This is a genomic window from Dyella sp. Tek66A03, from assembly GCF_052567735.1.
The window spans coordinates 1,823,714-1,842,998 of the sequence record NZ_CP199584.1; the positions used below are offsets into that span (position 1 = coordinate 1,823,714).

Below are 19,285 nucleotides of genomic sequence, written 5' to 3' on the forward strand. Positions count from 1 at the left end.
CCGCGAGCTGGCTTTGCCTTCTCGGTCCCGCCACGCCAACCCTGCTGTAATGCCCCTCTGGCGCGCGCCCAGGCGCTGCCGGTCCCCGTTTTCTGCAGCCGGCGTCCCCGGCGGAGTCCCATGTCCCATCTTGAATTGCCCTACGCCTATGGCAACCCGCCGCTTTCCGCCGTGCTGCGCAGCGAGCCCGAGGACTTCCAGGTAGAGGAAATCCTGGGCTACGACGCGGAGGGCGAGGGGGAGCACGCGCTGCTATGGGTCGAGAAGCGCGGCGCCAATACCGATTGGGTCGCGCGCGAGCTGGCACGCTACGCCGAGGTGCCGCCGTTGAACGTGGGCTATGCGGGCTTGAAGGATCGGCACGCGGTGACGCGCCAGACGTTTTCCGTGCAGCTTCCAGGACGCCCAGACCCGGACTGGTCTGCGTTCCCGCACGCGGAAGTGAAGGTGCTGGCCGCTACTCGTCATTCGCGCAAACTCAAGCGCGGCGCGTTGCGCGGCAATCGCTTCGTGCTGGTGCTGCGACAGGCGCAGGGCGAGGCCGCCGTCGCCGAACAGGTGCTGCAGCAGATCGCGCAGCGCGGCGTGCCCAACTACTTCGGTGAGCAGCGTTTTGGTCGCGAAGGTAGCAATGTGGCGCAGGCGCGGGCGATGTTCGCCGGGCGTCGCGTCGATCGCGATAAGCGCTCGTTCCTGTTGTCGGCGGCGCGCTCGCATATCTTCAATGCGGTCTTGGCGGCACGCGTGGAGCAGGGCGCGTGGGATTCGCCGATGGAAGGCGAGATCTGGTCGCTGGCGGGTTCGCGCTCCTGGTTTGGTCCCGAGCCGTTCGATGCCACGTTGTCGGAGCGGCTGGCGCGCGGCGATATCCATCCGTCGGGTCCGCTGTGGGGGCGCGGTGAAACGCCGGCCAAGGCGGACGCGGGTGCCCTGGAAGATGCTATCGCCGCGGCTCATGCAGACCTGGCCGAAGGGCTGGTCGGGGCAAAAATGGATCAGGAACGCCGGCCATTGCGGATGATTCCGCAGAACCTGGCGTGGCGCTGGCTGGATGGCGAAGCGCTGGAGCTGAGTTTCGAGTTGCCGGCGGGTGCTTATGCGACCACGGTGGTGCGCGAGTTGGCGACGACGGGCTAACGCGCGCTTTTCTTCCTCTCCCCTTCGGGGAGAGGGAGCTAAGGGCGGCTACCCCTTCAGCAACACCACCACTGCGCCCGTCCCGCCCTGCATCGGCCGCGCCGACGCAAACGCGATCACGTCATCGCGCCGACGCAACATGCGATCGGTGAGCGCCTTCAGCACCGGGCCGCTGGCGCGTGAGCGCAGTCCCTTGCCGTGCACGATGCGCACACAGCGAAATCCATGGTGTTTTGCCTCAGCCAGGAAGTCCACGATGGTCGCCTGAGCTGCCGCCGCATTCATCTGATGCAGGTCGATTTCGTCCTGGATGCTGTACTGGCCCCGCTTGAGCTGCCTCAGAAGCTTGGGCGGATAGCCATCGCGCAGGTAACTGAGCTCCTCGCCGACCTCCATCAGACCCGGGTCGAACGCCATGTCGAGCAGTTCGCCCGGGACGGCGGCCTCGTCGGCTTCCAGCATGTGTGGATGGGGTTTGGGCTTCGGTGCCGTTGGGGTGGGCGCCACCGGCTCGAAGGGGCGCACATCACCGATGGCGTCGCGGAACAGCTGGGCGTCGTCGTCGGAAACCTGGGCGGGAGGGCGGGGCTTCATCGTTCCCATCCTAATGCAGCCGCCGCAACCGGGTGTCGCGCGATCGCGTGAGCCGTCGGGTCGTCAGGGCCAGGTTGCCGAAGCTTGTGATGGATCGCATGGCGACACGCCTAACGATGTGAATCCGCCGTCTCGCTCCGGTAGACTTCAGGCTTCATTAGGTGTGCGCCGCCCTCAGTGCGGTGCCCTGCGATCGGCTCTGAACGGATCATCATGCGAGTTCTGGTAAGCAACGACGATGGCGTGGATGCACCGGGCATTCGCGTGCTCGCCGAGCGCCTTGGTGCGGTCGGCCAGGTGACGGTGGTAGCGCCAGACCGGGACCGCTCCGGCGCCAGCAATTCCCTCACCCTGGATGCACCGATCCGCGCCTCGCGCATGGACAACGGTTATTACCGTGTCGCCGGCACGCCGACCGACTGCGTGCATCTGGCGCTGGCCGGGATGCTCGACTACGAGCCGGACATCGTGGTGTCGGGTATCAACAACTCCGCCAATCTGGGCGATGACGTGATCTATTCCGGCACGGTGTCCGCCGCGATGGAAGGTCGTTTTCTCGGCCTGCCCGCGATCGCCGTATCGCTGGTGAGCAAGGATCACCATGGCCTTCACTACGACTCCGCTGCCAACGCCGTGTTGCTGTTGATGAAGCGGCTGCTGGTCGATCCGCTGCCGGCCGATACCATTCTCAACGTCAACGTGCCCGACCTGCCGTGGGACGACATCCGTGGTTTCGAGGTCACCCGGCTGGGCAAGCGCCATCGCTCGGAGCCCTGCATCAAGCAGACCGACCCGCGCGGCAAGACGATCTGGTGGATCGGTCCTGCGGGCGACGTGGACGACGCGGGACCGGGCACGGATTTCAACGCGGTACGTCGAGGCTATGTGTCGGTAACGCCGATCCATGTTGATCTCACCCGCTTCCAGGCGCTCGAAAAGGTCAGCAGCTGGGTGAGTTCGTTGACCGAAGGCATGGCCGGTGACAAACCGGTCGGCGACAAGGCAGCGTGAGGTGAACGTGCATCCATTGCCGCCATCAGCATTGAAAGGCGAGGGCATGACCTCGCAGCGTGCGCGCGATCGGCTGGTCGCCAAGTTGAAGGAAGAAGGGATTCGCGACCAGCGCGTGATCGACGTGATCCGCAACGTGCCGCGACATCACTTCATCGACCAGGCGCTGCATTCGCGCGCTTACGAGAACACCGCGCTGCCGATCGGCCACGGCCAGACGATTTCGCAGCCCTGGGTCGTCGCGCGCATGACCGAGGCCCTGCTCGAGTTTGGCGTGCCGCAGAAGGTGCTGGAGATCGGCACCGGCTCGGGTTACCAGGCGGTGGTACTCGCCTCGGTGGTGCCGCAGGTCTTTACCGTCGAGCGCATTGAAGAGCTGCTGCGCCAGGCGCGTCGCCGCTTTCGCCAGCTCGGCCTGGGGAATATCCGCTCACGTCATGACGACGGCAAGCTGGGCTGGGCTGACGAAGCTCCGTTCGACGCCATCATCCTCACGGCAGCGGGTGACGCCATTCCCACTGCCTTGCTCGACCAGCTCAGTCCCACCGGCGTGCTGGTCGCGCCGGTCGGTTCGCCCAGCAACCAGATGCTGATTCGCATGCGCGGAGACGGGCAGGGCGATTTTATCCAGGAGGAACTGGCTGCGGTCAGTTTCGTGCCACTACTCGGCGGCATCGGCTGATGCCACACGGAAGTTATTGAATGCGACTTTTCGGATCGCTGTATGCGCGCGCACTGACGTGGGCGCGCAACCCCAGGGCTGTCTACTACCTTAGCGGGCTGAGCTTCGTCGAGGCGTTCATTTTCCCGATCATGCCGGAAGTGATGCTGGCGCCGATGATGCTCGGCAAGCGTCACAGGGCGTTTTTCTACGCCAATATCAGCCTGCTGTTCTCGTTGCTCGGCTCGTTGGTGGGCTATGCGCTGGGTCACTGGGCGTTCCAGGCGCTGTCGCCGCTGCTCGAAAGCCTGCATCTGCTGGCGCCGATCAACATCGGCGTGGCGAACCTGCGTACACAGATGAACCAGCATTGGCTGGGCCTGCTGTTGGTGCTGGCACTGGCCGCCCTGCAGCCGGTGGTGCCGATGAAGTTTGTCACCTGGGCCTCAGGCATCGTTGGCGTGCCGGTCATCCCGTTCCTGGTCTGCATCGCCGTGGGTCGTGGCAAGCGCGTATGGCTGTTGGCGCTGCTGATTCGCCTGTTTGGCGAGCGCGCCGAGCGCATTCTGCACAAGCACATCGAATGGATTGGCTGGGCTGCGCTGCTGATCTTGGGCGCCCTGCTGGCATGGTGGCTCTGGTCGCACTGAACCGCAGCCGGCGGATCACCAGGCTTGACGTATTTATCCGAATGAAAATACCGCGACGCCTCGTTATGCTGGCGCCCATGAAAGGACATCTGCGGTCATACGCCCTGACATTGACGATCCTGGCCCTGGCCGCTTGCGCCTCGACCCGGCGTACGGTCGTGGTCGAGCCGCCGGCGGGAAGCGCTGGCGCACAGACGGTCACGCCGGAGCGCCCGGCGCCGGGTGGTACCTACAAGGTGAGCAAGGGCGACACGCTGTATTCGATCGCCTTCCGTAACAAGGTCGATTTCCGCGATCTCGCCGGCTGGAACAATATCGCCGCGCCCTACACGATCTGGCCTGGCCAGGAATTGAAGTTGGCGCCGCCCAATGGCAAGGCACCCACCAGCACGCCTGTGCACGCGACCTCCGTAGTGGTGGCGACCACTGCCAAGCCGGTTGCAGCGCATCCGGCGACCGCGGGTGGCCAGGCGCAGCAGCAGGGCTTCGCGCCAGTCACCGATGCGGCCGTCGTCGCTAACACCGCTACTTCGACGGCGTCGTCGCCGCCGGCTGCCGCCACCACGACAATCGTGCCAGTCGCAGGGGCGCCCGCCCAGGCCGCCAACGCGACACCACCTCCCGCACCGGTGGCCCCTGCTGCAGCGGGGGCCACACGCAATAACGGCGGCGTGAGCTGGCGTTGGCCGGCCGATGGCAGCCTGATCAAACGCTTCCAGTCAGGCGATGCGATTCCCGGCATCGAGATCGCCGGCAAGACCGGCGATCCGGTGCGCGCCACGGCCGATGGTGTGGTGGTCTATAGCGGCAATGGCCTGGTGGGCTACGGCGAGCTGGTCATCGTCAAGCACAACGACAGCTTCCTTTCCGCTTACGGCCACAACAGCAAGCGTCTGGTGAAGGAAGGCCAGCGCGTGAGCGCCGGGCAGCAGATTGCCGAGATGGGCGCCACGGGTGCTTCGCGGGATGAGTTGCAGTTCCAGATCCGCAAGGACGGCAATCCGGTCGACCCGATGGGTTATCTGCCGTCGCGCTAGTCGTGGATCGCGCGCAGGGTGCGCTCCTACACACAGCGGGCGCGGCTCCTGCAGGAGCGCACCCTGTGCGCGATAAGCCTTTCAGCTAGCCGGCAGAATAAACGCCGCCACCACGCGACGACTCTCAGCCGCCAGCAGGTCATAGGTACGCGCGGCGGCGCCGTTGTCCATCACTTCCACGCCAATGCCCTTGCGCAGCAGGCCGGCCATGAAGGCGGCCGCAGGAAACACCTGGCGTTCGCCGGTGCCCACGATGACCAGCTCCGGCTTCAACGCCAGGATGGCTTCGATATGACTGGCATCCAGCTCGCTGGACACCGCCACCGGCCAGTTCTCCACCGCACGATCCGGCGCCAGCAGGAAACTGTTGGTGAACTCGCGATCGACCACGGTAACGCTGCGCGCACCGACACGGCGCACGTACAGGTAATTGCCGGGGCGGTCGAGCGAGAGATCCATTAGAGGAGGCAACGCGGGCTACGGGGAGACATGGAGCAGGCTCTTAACGGGGCAGGGCGAGCTTGGGTTCGTCTTCGTTGCGGCGAAACAGCACCACGACGTGGCCGATCTGCTGCACGCTTTCCGCGCGGGTGCCTTCAGTGAGGAAGCTGATCTGGGCGTCGCGCTCTTCCTTGTCGCCACCGGAGAGCTTCACTTTCACCAGCTCGTGATGGGACAGGGCGAGGTCCAGTTCCTTGAGGACAGCCTCGGTCGCACCCTTGTTGCCAAGCAGGATGACGGGGTGAAGATCGTGGGCGAGGCTGCGCAGATAGCGGCGCTGCGAGGGGGAAAGAGCCATGCGTTCAGTCTCGGATTCGCGGCAATGAGACTGCAAAGGGTATCATGCAGGCCACTTCCCCCGTATTAGTGGCCCGCGCCGACCATGCCTCGTAGCAAAAGTAGTTCCCGCTGGTTACGGGAGCACTTCGATGATGTTTATGTGAAGAAGGCCCAGGCCGAAGGCCTGCGCTCCCGTGCGGCCTTCAAGCTGGAGGAGCTGATCGACCGTGATCGCCTGCTCAAGCCCGGCATGCGCATCGTCGACCTGGGTGCCGCCCCGGGCGGCTGGTCGCAGCTGGCGCGCAAGCGCCTGGGCGACAATGGCACCATCATCGCGCTGGATATCCTGCCCATGCAGGGTATTGGCGGGGTGGACTTCCTGCAGGGCGATTTCCGTGAAGAATCCGTGCTGCACCAGCTGGAGGAGCGCCTGGAGGGCAACAAGGTTGATCTTGTGCTGTCCGATATGGCCCCCAATATGAGTGGCGTGGCCTTGGCTGATCAGATCCGTGCCATGGATCTGGCCGACCTGGCGCTGGATTTCAGCCGTCAATGGCTGAAACCGGGCGGGTCGTTCCTGATCAAGCTGTTTCAGGGGACTGGCTTTGACGATTACGTACGCAGCTTGCGCGCAGACTTCACTCGCGTGACGATGCGTAAACCTAAGGCCTCCCGCGCACGTTCGCGGGAGGTGTACGCATTAGCCGTCGGCCGGAAGGTCTCCGGCGGGCAACCGGCGAGAACCGTGCATGAATGAAATGGCTAAAAACCTGCTGCTCTGGCTGATCATCGCGGTGGTCCTGCTCACTGTGTTCCAGAGCTTCAATCCGCGTGGCACGTCCTCCTCGGACCTTGCCTACAGCAGCTTCGTGCAGAGCGTGGACAACGGCAACGTGTCCACGGCCACGATCAGCGCCGATCAGCCAGCCTCCATCAGCGGCAAGCTGAAGGATGGCAGCTCGTTCCGCACGGTCGCGCCGGTGCTCGGCTGGTCCACCAACTCGGTGGTCAAGCAGATGCAGGACAAGGGCGTGGAAGTGCGCCAGGACCCGTCCAACAACGGCTTCTCTTTGCTTGGCCTGCTGCTCAACTGGCTGCCGATCATTCTTATCGTCGGCGTGTTCATCTGGTTTATGCGCCAGATGCAGGCCGGTGCCGGCGGTCGCGGTGCGATGAGCTTCGGTCGTTCACGCGCCAAGCTGCAGGGTGAGGACCAGGTCAAGGTCAACTTCAGCGACGTGGCTGGCTGCGACGAGGCCAAGGAAGAAGTGGGCGAGCTGGTCGAGTTCCTGCGCGACCCGAGCAAGTTCCAGAAGCTGGGCGGCAAGATTCCCCGCGGCGTGCTGATGGTGGGCCCGCCGGGTACCGGTAAGACCCTGCTGGCCAAGGCCATCGCGGGCGAGGCCAAGGTGCCGTTCTTCTCCATTTCCGGTTCCGACTTCGTCGAAATGTTCGTGGGTGTCGGCGCCAGCCGCGTGCGCGACATGTTCGAGCAGGCCAAGAAGCACGCGCCGTGCATCATCTTCATCGACGAAATCGACGCTGTTGGTCGCCATCGTGGCGCGGGCCTCGGTGGCGGTCATGACGAGCGCGAGCAGACCTTGAACCAGCTGCTGGTCGAGATGGACGGTTTCGAAGGCACCGAGGGCGTCATCGTCATCGCCGCCACCAACCGTCCGGACGTGCTCGACCCGGCCCTGCTGCGTCCAGGCCGCTTCGACCGCCAGGTCGTGGTGGGACTGCCGGACGTGCGAGGCCGCGAGCAGATTCTCAAGGTGCATATGCGCCGCGTGCCCACCGCAGCGGACGTCGATGCGATGGTGATCGCGCGTGGCACGCCTGGCTTCTCAGGTGCCGACCTGGCCAACTTGGTCAATGAGGCGGCGCTGTTCGCTGCGCGTGAAAACGCTCGCGACGTGCGCATGATTCATCTCGACAAGGCACGCGACAAGATCCTGATGGGTACCGAGCGTCGCTCGATGGCCATGAGCGAAGACGAGAAGAAACTCACCGCGTATCACGAGGCGGGCCACGCCATCGTCGGTCGCCTGGTGCCGGAGCACGATCCCGTCTACAAGGTCACGATCATTCCGCGCGGCCGCGCGCTGGGCGTCACCATGTACCTGCCGGAAGGCGACAAGTACAGCATCAATCGCGTGGCGATCCAGTCGCAGCTGTGCTCTCTCTACGGTGGTCGTGTGGCGGAAGCCTTGATCTTCGGTGAGGACAAGGTCACCACGGGTGCCTCCAACGACATCGAGCGCGCTACCAAGATGGCACGCAACATGGCGACCAAGTGGGGTCTGTCCGACAAGCTCGGCCCGATGACCTATGGCGAGGAAGAGGACGAGGTGTTCCTGGGGCGTGCCGTCACGCAGCACAAGAACGTCTCCAACGAGACCGCACGCAAGATCGATGAGGAAGTGCGTGCCATCCTGGATCGTGCCTACGAGCGTACCAAGCAGCTGCTGATGGACAACATCGACAAGCTGCATATGATGGCCGATGCGCTCCTGCAGTACGAGACGATCGACGCGCACCAGATCGACGACATCATGAATGGACGCGTGCCGGGCCCGCCGGCAGACTGGTCGAAGACCTCCTCGACGGGATCCACGCCACCGCCGCCGCCGCCGCGTGGTGATGCGGGTGCGAAGGTGGGCGATCCTGCCACGCAGAGTCGTATGGCTGATCTCTGATCGATCCGCTGCAGGCAAGAAAAAGGCGGCCACGTGCCGCCTTTTTTCTTTTGATAGGTGCATGTGATGCGGCTGCGCGCATCGTGCACATCATCGAAAGAAGTTGATGAAAAGGTATGGCCGAAACACGAACGGACGGCTAAAATCAGCGGTTCAGGTGAAGTGCTCTTGCCGTCGAAAGTGAAGGTTTGACGACGGTAATGAGAAAAAAATGAAAAAAAGAGTTGACGCACACGCCCCGAATCTGAATAATTCCGCTTCTGGCTTCGGCGCTTTCACTTCGGTGGTTGGCGACAGAGCTAAAGTTTAAAAACGCGCCCGTAGCTCAGTTGGATAGAGTACCAGGCTACGAACTTGGTGGTCGGGAGTTCGAATCTCTCCGGGCGCGCCATTTTAAACAGGTTGTAGTGCTCTGCATTACGGCTTGTATCGCAAGGCAGTGGATCGCCGGGCGAGCTGGACACGATGTTTGAAGTTCGGTGTGCTTATATACGGATTGACTAGGCTAGGCGTCACCCGTAGCATTTCTAAGCTTCAGCCCGCTTTATGGTTGAGGGTTTGAAATCGGGGTATAGCTCAGCCTGGTAGAGCGCCAGCTTTGGGAGCTGGATGTCGTGGGTTCGAATCCCTCTGCCCCGACCAGCAGATGCTATGTACGATAAGTACGGGCGCCTGTAGCTCAACCGGATAGAGCATCGGCCTTCTAAGCCGACGGTTGCAGGTTCGATTCCTGTCGGGCGCGCCAATTCGGTTTTGCGGTGGATGTAGCTCAGCTGGTTAGAGCATCGGATTGTGATTCCGAGGGTCGTGGGTTCGAGTCCCATCTTCCACCCCACTTACAACATGTTTTAGGGCCGTTAGCTCAGTTGGTAGAGCAGTTGACTCTTAATCAATTGGTCGAAAGTTCGAATCTTTCACGGCCCACCAACTGGAACAGGCGCTTAGGGAAACCTAGGCGCCTTTTCTTTTGCCCCGAGAGAGTGGCTTCGGCGGAGGGGTGTTTCGTGTCGCAGGCTACTCGGCTAGCCCAAGCATCTGACGGGCTTCCGCCGGCGATGCAATGCTTCTTCCTGCATGCTGCGCGCAGCGGGCCAAAGCCTCGATCAGTGGGCCGTTGCCGTTGGCGCGTGAGCCATCAGGGAGATAGAACGTATCTTCCAGGCCGGTGCGCAGCATGCCACCCAGCTCGGCGGTCTTCTGGTGCACTGGCCAGATGTCGGAACGGCCAATCAGGGTGGTCTGCCATGCGTTGCCGGGTTCGATCCAACGTAGCAACAACTGCAACAGGTCGTTGTCGGCGGGCATGCCGGAAGCCACGCCCATGACGAAGTTGTATTCGATGGTCTTGGTCATGCCCGATTTGAGGTACATGCCCACTGAGCGCACGATGCCGACATCGAAGCATTCGAATTCGGGATGGGTACCCGTTTCGTTCATGACATCGATGAAGCGCTGGATTTTTTCGACCGGGTTGTCGAACACCATGGGTGGCCACGCCCAGGTGCCATCCTCTTTGATCTTCAGATAATTCAAGGTGCCGGCATTGCAGGCGGCGATCTCAGGTCTGACGCGCCGGATGCAGGCTGCGGGGCCAGCAATGTCGGCTCCCAGCACGCCGGTGCTGAGATTGATGATGACGCCAGGGCAGGCTGCACGAATGGCATGGACGACGGTTTCAGCGACGTCGGGATCCCAGCAGGGCAGGTGTCCCATGCCGTCCTCCTGCTTGCGCAGGTGCACGTGCATGATGGATGCGCCGGCATTGAACGCATCGCGCGCCTCGCTGGCCATCTGCGCGGGGGTGACCGGCACCGGGTGCATCCTGGGATCGGTCAATACGCCGGTCAGCGCACAGGTCAGTACAGCTTTTTCCATGACGTCGACTCCGGATCAGGCAGCTTCACAAGAAGAGAGTTCCACCAGCAGTACACCGCTTTCGACCGGGTCTCCTGCCTGGACGTGTACGCCTGCCACCGTGCCATCGGTGGAGGCGCCGTACCACATCTCCATCTTCATGGCCTCGACGCAGACCAACGGCTGGTTTGCGGTGACACGATCGCCCTCGCGCACCGCCACTTGAACGACGACACCAGTGAGGCGGGCACGGACCTGGTTTTCATCGATGCCCTGGTCGCGCGAAGCAAGCGGCGAAGGTTCTTCAAAGGCAAAGCAGGCGGCATGCTGTGCCAGTTGCAGGGTGGTGCCGTCGTCCTGCAAGGCGCTGCGCTTGCGGATGCCGTCGATTTCATAGCTGATGTTTTCGCCGCCCAGATCCAGCACCCGAATCGCCTGAGTGGCTCGGCCCTGCATGATGTTGACCATTCCGTTCGCCAACACGCGTACTTGCAGGCTGCGTACCTCGTCGCCACAACGCAGATTCATGCCATAGCTGGATACGCTGTCCGGGCGCCACCCCGGCCCCTGGCGAAGCACTCTCGCGGCAGCGGCCAAGGCCCAGGTCGCATCGTCGGGCTGTGGCCGCGCAAAAAGTGGAGTTTTCTGTTCGCGCCAGGTATCGAGGAGCGTGGTGGTGATTTCAGCCTGTTTGAACGAGGGATGGTTGACGAGGTCGCGCAGGAAACGGCTGTTGGTCCTGATGCCAAGCAGTGGCGCGTCTTCCAGCGCGGCGGTCAGGCGGCGGATGGCCTCGTCGCGGTCGCGGCCGCAGGCGATGACCTTGGCCAGGAGTGGGTCGTAGAAGGTGCTGACGCTGTCGCCTTCGCGCACGCCGTCGTCAATCCTCACGCTGGGCTGGGCGCTGGCAAGGTGAGGCCGCCACCAGGAGATGCGGCCGGCTTGCGGGGCAAAGTCGTCATACGGGTCTTCCGCGTATAGACGTGCTTCGATCGCGTGGCCGCGAAGCACGACGTCTTCCTGCAACCCGGGAATCAATGCGGTCAGAGGCTGTCCTGCGGCGACCCGCAACTGCCATTCGACCAGGTCGAAACCGGTGATGCACTCGGTGACCGGATGCTCCACCTGCAAGCGCGTGTTCATTTCGAGGAAGTAATGCTTGAGCTCATCGTCGACGATGAATTCCACCGTGCCCGCGCCCTGGTAACCGACGGCGAGTGCCGCCGCGACAGCATCCTTGCCCATGGCTGCCCGCATGTCGGGGCTGACCATGGGCGAGGGGGCTTCCTCGATGACTTTCTGGCGCCGACGCTGGGTGCTGCAATCGCGTTCGCCGAGATGGACAGCGTTGCCATAACGGTCGGCAAACACCTGGATTTCGATGTGACGGCCGTTGGGGATCAGTCGCTCCAGCATGAGGCGGCCGTTGCCGAAGGTGCTCAGTGCCTCGCGCCGGGCGCTTGCCAGCGCCAGGGCAAGTTCGCCCCTTTCGTTCACCATGCGCATACCGCGTCCGCCGCCACCCGCCACGGCTTTGACCAAGAGCGGATAGCCGAGGCGATCGGCCTGCTGGGTAAGTTGTTCGTCGCTGGCGTTGTCTTCGAGGTAGCCGGGAGCGCAAGGCACGCCTGCGGCGAGCATGCGGCGCTTGGCGGCGGCCTTGTCGCCCATGGCCTCGATGGCCTCGGGCGGCGGTCCGATGAAGACGATGCCGGCCTCGGCGCATGCCTTGGCGAAGAGCGCATTTTCACTGAGGAAACCGTAGCCCGGATGCACCGCGTTCGCACCGGTGCGGCGGGCGGCATCGAGCAGGGCGTCGATGCGCAGGTAGGACTCGCTGGCGGGAGCCGGTCCGAGTCGCACAGCCTCGTCCGCCATGTCCACATGGGGCGCGTGGGCGTCGGCGTCGCTGTAGACGGCTACGGTGCGATAACCAAGCGCGCGTGCCGTGCGTATCACGCGGCAGGCGATCTCTCCACGATTGGCGATCAAGATCTTGTCAAACATGTCGGACCCTCATCGTGGTGCCCACATCGGCTTGCGCTTTTCAATAAACGCCATGCCGCCCTCACGACCCTCGTCGCCCTGCACGGCCTTGGCGAAAACGGCTGCGGCCTCATCGATCAAGGCCTGGGCAGGCACCAAGCGCGTGCGCCTGAGCAGTGCCTTGCTTGCCGCAATAGCTCCAGGCGCTCCCCGCATGAGTGTGTTGAGCACGCGCTGCAAGGCAGTGTCCAGCAGACCGGGTGGATGGACCTCATGTACGAGTCGCAGGCTCAGCGCCTCCTGCGCGTCGATCCTGGCCGCAGTAAGCGCCAGCCGTTTGGCTTCGGCAAAACCCAGGCGCTCCACCAGAAACGGTGCGATTTGGGCCGGCACGATACCGAGCGTGACCTCGGGCAGGCTGAAGACCGCGCTGTCGCCGGCGAGGGTGACATCGGCGACGCAGGCGAGGCCGAAACCGCCGCCCATTACGGTGCCTTCGACCATGGCCACGACGGCCTTGCTCGATTGTGCGTAGGCGGCACATAGCCGGCCAAATTCCTCGCTGAGGTTTGCAATGGCTTCCTTGCCGGCGCTACGCGCAGCGACCATGTCGTGGATATCCCCACCCGCGCAGAAGTGACCGCCGGCGCCGCGCAGCACGATGACGCGTACCTGAGGGTCGGTCTCCGCAACGTCCAGGGCCTCCTGCAGTTCTCGCACCATGGCACGGGACATGGCGTTGCGTACCTCAGGCCGGTTGAGTGTCAGGTGCAGCACGCCGGCATCGAAGCGTCGTTCGATGGACGCGAATGCGCTCATCAGGCGCTGGCCTTGGGCAGGGTGCCCTCGAGCTTGCAGATGATGCCGAGCATGATCTCGTCGGCGCCACCGCCGATCGACACCAGACGGCTATCGCGCCAGGCCGTGGATACCAGATTGTCCGCGGTATAGCCCATGCCACCCCAATACTGCATGCAGGAGTCGGTGACCTCGCGGGACAGGCGGCCGCACTTGAGCTTGGCCATTGAGGCCAGCCGGGTCACGTCCTTGCCCGCCACGTAGGACTCGACCGCGCTATAGGTCAACGCCCGCAGCGCCTCGATTTCGCAGCGAAGTTCGGCGAGACGGAAGTGCACCGACTGGTTGTCGATGATGGGGCGGCCGAAGGTGCTGCGTTCGCGGGTATAGGCGATCGTGGCATCAATCAGGCGGTCCAGGTTCTTCAACGACGATGCGGCAGCGTAGAGCCGCTCCTCCTGGAACTGCATCATCTGGAAGGTGAAGCCCATGCCTTCCTGGCCGATCAGGTTGCGCTTTGGCACGCGCACGTTGTCGAAGAAAAGCTGGGCCGTATCCGAGGAATGCATGCCCACCTTGTGGATCTTCTGGCGCGTGATGCCGGCTGCATCCATGGGTACGATGATCAGGCTCTTGTTCTTGTGCGCAGGACCATCGCTGGTGTTCGCCAACAGGCAGCACCAGTCGGCCTTGATGCCGTTGGTGATCCACATCTTGCTGCCGTTGATCAGGTAATCGTCACCGTCACTGGTGGCCGTCGTCCTGATGGCCGCCACGTCGGAGCCGCCACCTACTTCGCTCACGCCGATGCAGCCGACCAGGTCGCCGGCAATGGCGGGCGCGAGATAGGCATGCCGCAATTCATCGGAGCCAAAGCGTGCGAGGGCGGGCGTGCACATGTCGGTCTGCACGCCAATGGCCATCGGCACGCCGCCGCAATGGCAAAGCCCCAGTGACTCGGCCATCACCATGGAGTAGCTGAAATCCAGCCCGGAACCACCGAACTGTTCGGGATACTTCAGGCCGAGCAGGCCGAGATTGCCCAGCTTCTTGAACAGCTGGTGGCTGGGGAATTCCTCCGCCTTCTCCCAGGCCGCGACATGGGGATTGATTTCCTTCTCGATGAACTTCTCGACGGTATCTGCAAGTTGCCGGTGCTCGGTGCTGAACTGCATGCGCACATCTCCGAAGAAAAGAGGATTTAGAAGCGAGCAACGCCAAAGGTGTTGGGATGCAGTGAGCGTGCCGAGGCTTCGCGGGTGATATCGAGGCACAGGCCCAGGATGCGTCGGGTATCGCGCGGATCGATGATGCCGTCGTCCCACAGGCGCGCCGTGCCGAACAGCACATCGGCCTCGCGGTCCAGGCGCTGGCGCAACTGGTCGCTCATGGCCTTGAGCGCATCCTCGTCGACGGGTTGGCCGGCACGTTCCAGCTTGGCGCGTCCCACCATGTCCATGACCTTTGCTGCCTGTGCGCCACCCATCACGGCCGTGCGCGCCGTAGGCCAGCAGAAAATGAAGTCCGGATCGAAACCGCGGCCACACATGCCGTAGTTGCCGGCGCCGAAGGAGCCGCCAAGCACGAAGGTGAATTTCGGTACGCGTGAGGTGGCGACGGCCTGGATCATCTTTGCGCCGTGCTTGATGGCGCCGTTGCGTTCGGCCGTCGTGCCGACCATGTAGCCGGTGGTGTTTTGCAGGAATACCAGCGGGGTGTTGCTTTGGTCGCATAACTGGATGAACTGGGCTGCCTTGGTCGCGCCGTTGGGCTCGATGGGGCCGTTGTTGCCAAGGATGCCGACCAGATGTCCATGGACCCGTGCGTGGCCGCATACGGTCGCGGCGTCATAGGCCGCCTTGAATTCCAGAAAATCCGAATCGTCCACGATCCGCGCGATCGCCTCACGCACGTCGTACGGCTCGCGCTCGTCCGCCGGAACCACACCGAGCAATTCTTCGGCAGCGTAGCGAGGCTCGACCCGCTTGGCGGGCGCGTATGCCGACTCCCAGTTCAACTTGTCCATCACCTCGCGCGCCATGGCGATCGCATGCGCATCGTCTTCACACAGGTACTCGCCCAGGCCGGTGACCTGCGCATGCAATAGCGCCCCACCGAGTTCCTCGTCCGTTGCCTCTTCGCCAATGGCGGCCTTGACCAGCGGCGGCCCGGCCAGATAGATGCTCGAACGTCCGCGCACCAGGATCACGTAGTCGGCAAGCCCCGGCATGTACGCGCCGCCGGCGGTGGAGGAGCCATGCACGATCGCGATTTGCGGTATGCCTGCGGCGGATAGGCGAGCCTGGTTGGCGAAGGCGCGCCCGCCCTCGACAAAAAGCTCGCTCTGATACATCAGGTTCGCGCCGCCCGATTCGACCAGATGAAGCATGGGAAGCTTGTTCTGGCGGGCGAGTTCCTGGGCGCGCATGGTTTTCTTCATGCCCATGGGTGCAATGGTGCCGCCCTTGACCGCACTGTCGCTGGCCGAGATCACGCAACGCTTGCCGGCCACCACGCCGATGCCGACGATGCAGCCTCCGCCCAGCACGCTGAGCTTGCCGTCGTCATCATGCATGCCCAGGCCCGCCAGGGTGCTCAACTCAAGGAAGCTTGAACCCCGATCCAGCAGCCGGGCGATGCGCTCACGCGGCAGTAACTGGCCGCGCTGCTCGAAGCGGTCGCGCTTGGACTCCGCTTCCGCGACCACCTTCTGCTCAAGCGCGCGAATGGCTTCGAGCCGTTCGCTCATGCGCGCCGCGTTGGCGAGAAAGGCTGGTGATTTCGGTTTGATCTGCGATAGCAGAATGGGCATCACGGCTTACCTTTAGGGGGCTGCTGATACGAGCGCTCGATGAAATCCGTTGGATGGCGCGCCGATGTTCCAGCTGAAACCTGAATGTGGATTGCCTCATTAGGGACTTGCTTTACGTTAACGTCAAGCATGGCTATGCTCGGTCAAGCGAGGGCACCAAGCGCACCTACCCGGCATGAGCCTAACCTGCCGACCCTTCAACGCCATGGAGCGATCATGGATATCCTGACCTGCACCGAGCAGTTGCGGAAGAAAGCCGAGGCCAGCCCGAACGGTGACAGTGGCCTGAATGCGACGCTGAAATTCGATTGCGGTTCCGACGGCATCATCTTTCTCGACGGCGAGGTGGTGCCTAATACGGTGACCAACGATCCACGTGACGCGGAATGCACCGTGACCATTGCCTTGGTTGATCTCGGCGCGCTGCTGCAGGGACAGCTCAATCCGGCCAGTGCCTTCATGACGGGCAAGCTCAGGGTTACGGGCGATATGAGTGTGGCGATGCGGCTGCAGCGGCTGGTTTGAGTCGCCCGCTTTAAGGCGACGCTGATTAAGTATCGCCATCGTCACCGCCCCTGTCTGCGCGCAACTCGCAGGGGCGTCGGCGAAGGCAGCCCGGCCGGCTGTCGAGCCGGCGCACCGAAGAGATGCGGGCAGACAGGGGCGGCCCCAACGGGTTGAATTGAAGTGACGGGGTGATGCCTGGAAGGCCCGCAGGCCGCACCGCATGGCTTGGCAAGACGGCCAGTCTTCCCGGCGCCATGCACTGCAGCCTGCGGACCTTCCAGGCATCATGACGATGGCGATACTTAATCAGCGTCGCCTTAAGTCGCCCTCCCGAAGGAGGCATGAACTTGGGTACCAAGAAAAACGATGAGCAAGTGCGCGCGGAGGCCTTTGTCGCCTCCGTCCAGCATAGTGGCGATGGCGAGCTGTTTGGCATCGCCGACTTGTGCGAAGAGTTTGGCATTTCGCCGCGCGCCGTCCGCTTCTATGAGGACAAGGGACTGCTGAGTCCACGTCGAGTCAATGGCGCCCGCATCTATACCCGGCGCGACCGGGCCCGCCTTCTGCTGATACTCCGCGGCAAGGCGATCGGCTCCTCCCTGGCCGAGATCAAGCATTACCTGGAGCTGTATGGGCAGCACGGCGAGGGACGCGCGCAACAGCTGAAATATGCCATGGAGCGTACCGGTGAGGCGATCCGCGAACTGGAAGATCGCCGCGCCAATATTGACGTGATACTCGCGGAATTGCGTGTCATTAATGCCAGTGTGCAGCGACAGTTGGAGCAGCGGCAACGGTCCAAGACGGAGGACTAAAGGGCGCCCGTCGCGAGAATCCCGGTGGACCACGTCTCTGAGCCTCGGGTGATTGAGCTCGTTTTAGACGTACTGCATTTTCACCGTCATGCCGCCATCCACGACAAAGTGTTGGCCGGTGACAAAGCCGGATGCGTCGGAAAGCAAATAGATCGCCATGGCGCCGATATCTTCCGGCGTGCCGACGCGTCCGACGGGATGCTGGGCGTGGTCCAGACGGCTCAGTTTCGGTGCCTTGCGTGCTGACGGCTTCCGCCAGGCATCCGTAGCGATCCAACCTGGCAGGATCGCGTTGACCCGCACACGTGGGCCGGCGCTGACGGCCAGCGCATGGGTGAACGCCACGAGTCCGCCTTTGCTGGCCGCATAGGCTTCCGAATCGGGCTCGGACTGCAAGGCGCGTGTCGATGCGATGTTGACGATGGCGCCTTGGTGATCCGACAGGGCGGGCAGGGCGTACTTACTGCACAGGAACGCGCCGGTGAGGTTGGTCGCCAGATAGCTGTTCCAGCGGGCGAGCGACAACTCAGTGAGCGAGGCAACGTGCGGGTTGACGATGCCTGCGTTGTTTACCAGTCCATCGATGCGGCCGAAGCGCTTCAGTGCGGAGGCGATCCAGCGCTTTACGCTGGCTTCGCGCGACACATCCAGGCGACCGAACGCAGCGCGTTCGCTCGCCTGCCATTCCGCCATGCACGCCTGACCAGCCTCAGCGTCGAGGTCGCCGATCATGACGCTGCCGCCGGCCGCAAGGACGGCATGCGCAATACCGCGCCCAATCCCTTGCGCACCACCCGTGACCAGGATCACCTGGTCACGCAAGGGATGGGCGTCGTATTCGGCAATGGTTGGTGGGCGGGTCATGGCAATACCTTGCGGTGGGAATGAATCGGCGCGTGTATAGGCTAATGGCTATAGAGCCTCGGTGCATTTACGCGCTAGCGCCGGAATGATCGGTGACCAATGAGCGGAAACCAGCGGGCCACGCTGTCCGCAACCCAGGTTCGCCGTCGTCGCGGATCGCGTTTGTCGACGTGGCCGCTGATGGCGCCAAGGTACATCCGCTACGCGCTTCGGCCGTCTTGGCTATGACCTATGGCGAGCCTGCTGGGCGGCCGTGCGTGTTTCGCGATGCCGCTCGCCTCGCCCCGTGTTGCCCCGGCTCGAGGCGTCCGGAAAGTGGTCGGTAGCCATAGGCCGAATGGATTTGTCAAGCCAATTTTATTCCTGGATATAATCGAATCGTGACGGGTTTCACAGTTTCGTCGAACAGGGGAACCACATGAACACCGTACTGCGACTTCTCGCTTTGTGCTTCGTGCTCATCTTGACGGCATGCGCCAGCAACGGCGGATCGCACGATGCGCCCAAGATTGATCCCCACGCGCAGGCGGTCACCACGTATCGCATCGGCGTCGATGACCAGTTGCAGATTACGGTGTGGCACAACCCGGACCTCAGCGTAAATGTACCGGTGCGGCCCGACGGCATGATCACCGTGCCCTTGATTGGCGATGTCATCGCGGGCGGCAAGACGCCCGAGGAAGTCGCCGGCGAGATCAAGGACAAATTGCAGTCGTATGTGCGCGACCCGCAGGTGGCGGTGATCCTCACGGAATTGCGCAGCCATGAATACCTGTCGCGTGTCCGCGTTACGGGTGCTGTTCGTTCGCCGGTGTCGATTCCTTATCGCCAGGGCATGACGGTGCTCGACGCCGTTCTGGCCGCGGGAGGCACCACGGAATTTGCGGCACCGGACCGTACCGAGCTCTATCGCGAAGGTAGCGATGGCGTGACCAAGCCTTATGCAGTCCGCCTGGACAAGGTACTGAAGCAGGGCGACCTGGCGACCAATTATCCAGTGCAGCCGGGCGATGTTGTCACGGTGCCGATGCGCGCTTTCTGACGCAGGCCGACGCCTAGGCAAAAGGCGGGGGGAAGGGT

At 63.2% G+C, this 19,285-nt stretch carries 18 protein-coding genes, 5 tRNA genes and 1 pseudogene; 15 read left to right on the forward strand and 9 right to left on the reverse strand.

Annotation, left to right across the window (positions count from 1 at the left end):
• The first annotated feature begins 120 nt into the window (after positions 1-120).
• Entirely contained in the window at positions 121-1,137 is a 1,017-nt protein-coding gene (gene truD / locus ACT01B_RS08130; protein ID WP_445146857.1) for a tRNA pseudouridine(13) synthase TruD, read from the forward strand.
• A gap of 48 nt (positions 1,138-1,185) precedes the next feature.
• Here truD and ACT01B_RS08135 read toward each other — a convergent pair whose 3' ends face one another.
• Positions 1,186-1,731, reverse strand: coding sequence for a Smr/MutS family protein (locus ACT01B_RS08135; protein WP_445146858.1), 546 nt, complete (start codon positions 1,729-1,731; stop codon positions 1,186-1,188).
• A gap of 213 nt (positions 1,732-1,944) precedes the next feature.
• On the opposite strand from ACT01B_RS08135, the gene surE reads away from it, so the two are divergent.
• The 4 genes from surE (at position 1,945) to ACT01B_RS08155 (ending at position 5,090) form a co-directional block, all read left to right on the forward strand.
• Positions 1,945-2,742 (forward strand): 5'/3'-nucleotidase SurE, encoded by a 798-nt coding sequence (surE, locus tag ACT01B_RS08140; protein WP_445146859.1) that lies wholly within the window; start codon positions 1,945-1,947, stop codon positions 2,740-2,742.
• Positions 2,743-2,788: 46 nt separating this feature from the next.
• Positions 2,789-3,424 (forward strand): protein-L-isoaspartate(D-aspartate) O-methyltransferase, encoded by a 636-nt coding sequence (locus tag ACT01B_RS08145; RefSeq protein ID WP_445146860.1) that lies wholly within the window; start codon positions 2,789-2,791, stop codon positions 3,422-3,424.
• Positions 3,425-3,444: 20 nt separating this feature from the next.
• Entirely contained in the window at positions 3,445-4,053 is a 609-nt protein-coding gene (locus ACT01B_RS08150; protein ID WP_445146861.1) for a YqaA family protein, read from the forward strand.
• A gap of 65 nt (positions 4,054-4,118) precedes the next feature.
• Entirely contained in the window at positions 4,119-5,090 is a 972-nt protein-coding gene (locus ACT01B_RS08155) for a peptidoglycan DD-metalloendopeptidase family protein (RefSeq protein ID WP_445147454.1), read from the forward strand.
• An 81-nt stretch (positions 5,091-5,171) separates the two neighbouring features.
• Here the strand turns inward: ACT01B_RS08155 and ACT01B_RS08160 are convergent, their stop codons facing one another.
• Positions 5,172-5,549, reverse strand: coding sequence for an Mth938-like domain-containing protein (locus ACT01B_RS08160; RefSeq protein ID WP_445146862.1), 378 nt, complete (start codon positions 5,547-5,549; stop codon positions 5,172-5,174).
• A gap of 43 nt (positions 5,550-5,592) precedes the next feature.
• Entirely contained in the window at positions 5,593-5,889 is a 297-nt protein-coding gene (gene yhbY, locus ACT01B_RS08165; RefSeq protein WP_445146863.1) for a ribosome assembly RNA-binding protein YhbY, read from the reverse strand.
• An 84-nt stretch (positions 5,890-5,973) separates the two neighbouring features.
• Here yhbY and rlmE point away from each other — a divergent pair.
• The 7 genes and pseudogenes from rlmE (at position 5,974) to ACT01B_RS08200 (ending at position 9,496) form a co-directional block, all read left to right on the forward strand.
• Positions 5,974-6,623 (forward strand): annotated as a pseudogene (gene rlmE / locus ACT01B_RS08170) (23S rRNA (uridine(2552)-2'-O)-methyltransferase RlmE).
• On the forward strand, positions 6,620-8,569 hold the full coding sequence (ftsH, locus tag ACT01B_RS08175; RefSeq protein ID WP_445146864.1) for an ATP-dependent zinc metalloprotease FtsH: 1,950 nt from the start codon (positions 6,620-6,622) through the stop codon (positions 8,567-8,569). Before rlmE ends, ftsH begins: the two are co-directional and overlap by 4 nt.
• A 314-nt stretch (positions 8,570-8,883) precedes the next feature.
• Positions 8,884-8,960: transfer RNA gene (locus ACT01B_RS08180), tRNA-Arg, on the forward strand.
• A gap of 174 nt (positions 8,961-9,134) precedes the next feature.
• Positions 9,135-9,211: transfer RNA gene (locus ACT01B_RS08185), tRNA-Pro, on the forward strand.
• Between the two features lie 26 nt (positions 9,212-9,237).
• Positions 9,238-9,314 (forward strand) — tRNA-Arg (locus ACT01B_RS08190).
• A 13-nt stretch (positions 9,315-9,327) separates the two neighbouring features.
• A tRNA-His gene (locus ACT01B_RS08195) sits at positions 9,328-9,404 on the forward strand.
• Between the two features lie 16 nt (positions 9,405-9,420).
• Positions 9,421-9,496: transfer RNA gene (locus ACT01B_RS08200), tRNA-Lys, on the forward strand.
• Between the two features lie 87 nt (positions 9,497-9,583).
• On the opposite strand, the gene ACT01B_RS08205 is transcribed toward ACT01B_RS08200, so the two are convergent.
• The 5 genes from ACT01B_RS08205 to ACT01B_RS08225 are packed head-to-tail and all read right to left on the reverse strand — an operon-like array spanning position 9,584 to position 16,019.
• Positions 9,584-10,444: a 3-keto-5-aminohexanoate cleavage protein gene (locus ACT01B_RS08205; RefSeq protein ID WP_445146865.1), complete on the reverse strand. Its 861-nt coding sequence runs from the start codon at positions 10,442-10,444 to the stop codon at positions 9,584-9,586.
• A 15-nt stretch (positions 10,445-10,459) separates the two neighbouring features.
• Positions 10,460-12,430, reverse strand: a complete 1,971-nt coding sequence (locus ACT01B_RS08210) for an acetyl/propionyl/methylcrotonyl-CoA carboxylase subunit alpha (protein ID WP_445146866.1) — start codon at positions 12,428-12,430, stop codon at positions 10,460-10,462.
• A gap of 9 nt (positions 12,431-12,439) precedes the next feature.
• Positions 12,440-13,228, reverse strand: a complete 789-nt coding sequence (locus tag ACT01B_RS08215) for an enoyl-CoA hydratase/isomerase family protein (RefSeq protein ID WP_445146867.1) — start codon at positions 13,226-13,228, stop codon at positions 12,440-12,442.
• Entirely contained in the window at positions 13,228-14,382 is a 1,155-nt protein-coding gene (locus tag ACT01B_RS08220; RefSeq protein WP_445146868.1) for an acyl-CoA dehydrogenase family protein, read from the reverse strand. The genes ACT01B_RS08215 and ACT01B_RS08220 overlap by 1 nt, the downstream gene beginning before the upstream one ends.
• Before the next feature lie 26 nt (positions 14,383-14,408).
• On the reverse strand, positions 14,409-16,019 hold the full coding sequence (locus ACT01B_RS08225; protein ID WP_445146869.1) for an acyl-CoA carboxylase subunit beta: 1,611 nt from the start codon (positions 16,017-16,019) through the stop codon (positions 14,409-14,411).
• 216 nt (positions 16,020-16,235) lie between these two features.
• Between ACT01B_RS08225 and ACT01B_RS08230 the strand changes: the two genes are divergently transcribed.
• Both ACT01B_RS08230 and ACT01B_RS08235 read left to right on the forward strand, forming a co-directional pair.
• Positions 16,236-16,544 carry an SCP2 sterol-binding domain-containing protein gene (locus ACT01B_RS08230; protein ID WP_445146870.1) on the forward strand — a complete coding sequence of 103 codons (309 nt, stop codon included), beginning with the start codon at positions 16,236-16,238 and terminating at the stop codon, positions 16,542-16,544.
• A 329-nt stretch (positions 16,545-16,873) separates the two neighbouring features.
• Complete coding sequence (locus ACT01B_RS08235; RefSeq protein ID WP_445146871.1) at positions 16,874-17,341, forward strand: MerR family transcriptional regulator; 468 nt, start codon at positions 16,874-16,876, stop codon at positions 17,339-17,341.
• Positions 17,342-17,404: 63 nt separating this feature from the next.
• Here ACT01B_RS08235 and ACT01B_RS08240 read toward each other — a convergent pair whose 3' ends face one another.
• Positions 17,405-18,205, reverse strand: a complete 801-nt coding sequence (locus tag ACT01B_RS08240) for an SDR family oxidoreductase (protein ID WP_445146872.1) — start codon at positions 18,203-18,205, stop codon at positions 17,405-17,407.
• A gap of 418 nt (positions 18,206-18,623) precedes the next feature.
• Here ACT01B_RS08240 and ACT01B_RS08245 point away from each other — a divergent pair, with 418 nt between their 5' ends.
• Positions 18,624-19,247, forward strand: a complete 624-nt coding sequence (locus ACT01B_RS08245) for an XrtA/PEP-CTERM system exopolysaccharide export protein (protein WP_445146873.1) — start codon at positions 18,624-18,626, stop codon at positions 19,245-19,247.
• Positions 19,248-19,285: the final 38 nt, after the last annotated feature.

Bases quoted from the DNA above. Each gene is read 5' to 3' on its own strand.
- truD (WP_445146857.1), top strand. From the start codon at position 121: ATGTCCCATCTTGAATTGCCCTACGCCTATGGCAACCCGCCGCTTTCC.
- ACT01B_RS08245 (WP_445146873.1), top strand. From the start codon at position 18,624: ATGAACACCGTACTGCGACTTCTCGCTTTGTGCTTCGTGCTCATCTTG.
- yhbY (WP_445146863.1), bottom strand. From the start codon at position 5,889: ATGGCTCTTTCCCCCTCGCAGCGCCGCTATCTGCGCAGCCTCGCCCAC.
- ACT01B_RS08240 (WP_445146872.1), bottom strand. From the start codon at position 18,205: ATGACCCGCCCACCAACCATTGCCGAATACGACGCCCATCCCTTGCGT.
- ACT01B_RS08150 (WP_445146861.1), top strand. From the start codon at position 3,445: ATGCGACTTTTCGGATCGCTGTATGCGCGCGCACTGACGTGGGCGCGC.
- ACT01B_RS08155 (WP_445147454.1), top strand. From the start codon at position 4,119: ATGCTGGCGCCCATGAAAGGACATCTGCGGTCATACGCCCTGACATTG.
- ftsH (WP_445146864.1), top strand. From the start codon at position 6,620: ATGAATGAAATGGCTAAAAACCTGCTGCTCTGGCTGATCATCGCGGTG.
- ACT01B_RS08215 (WP_445146867.1), bottom strand. From the start codon at position 13,228: ATGAGCGCATTCGCGTCCATCGAACGACGCTTCGATGCCGGCGTGCTG.
- ACT01B_RS08230 (WP_445146870.1), top strand. From the start codon at position 16,236: ATGGATATCCTGACCTGCACCGAGCAGTTGCGGAAGAAAGCCGAGGCC.
- ACT01B_RS08205 (WP_445146865.1), bottom strand. From the start codon at position 10,444: ATGGAAAAAGCTGTACTGACCTGTGCGCTGACCGGCGTATTGACCGAT.
- ACT01B_RS08210 (WP_445146866.1), bottom strand. From the start codon at position 12,430: ATGTTTGACAAGATCTTGATCGCCAATCGTGGAGAGATCGCCTGCCGC.
- ACT01B_RS08225 (WP_445146869.1), bottom strand. From the start codon at position 16,019: ATGCCCATTCTGCTATCGCAGATCAAACCGAAATCACCAGCCTTTCTC.
- ACT01B_RS08135 (WP_445146858.1), bottom strand. From the start codon at position 1,731: ATGAAGCCCCGCCCTCCCGCCCAGGTTTCCGACGACGACGCCCAGCTG.
- surE (WP_445146859.1), top strand. From the start codon at position 1,945: ATGCGAGTTCTGGTAAGCAACGACGATGGCGTGGATGCACCGGGCATT.
- ACT01B_RS08220 (WP_445146868.1), bottom strand. From the start codon at position 14,382: ATGCAGTTCAGCACCGAGCACCGGCAACTTGCAGATACCGTCGAGAAG.
- ACT01B_RS08145 (WP_445146860.1), top strand. From the start codon at position 2,789: ATGACCTCGCAGCGTGCGCGCGATCGGCTGGTCGCCAAGTTGAAGGAA.
- ACT01B_RS08160 (WP_445146862.1), bottom strand. From the start codon at position 5,549: ATGGATCTCTCGCTCGACCGCCCCGGCAATTACCTGTACGTGCGCCGT.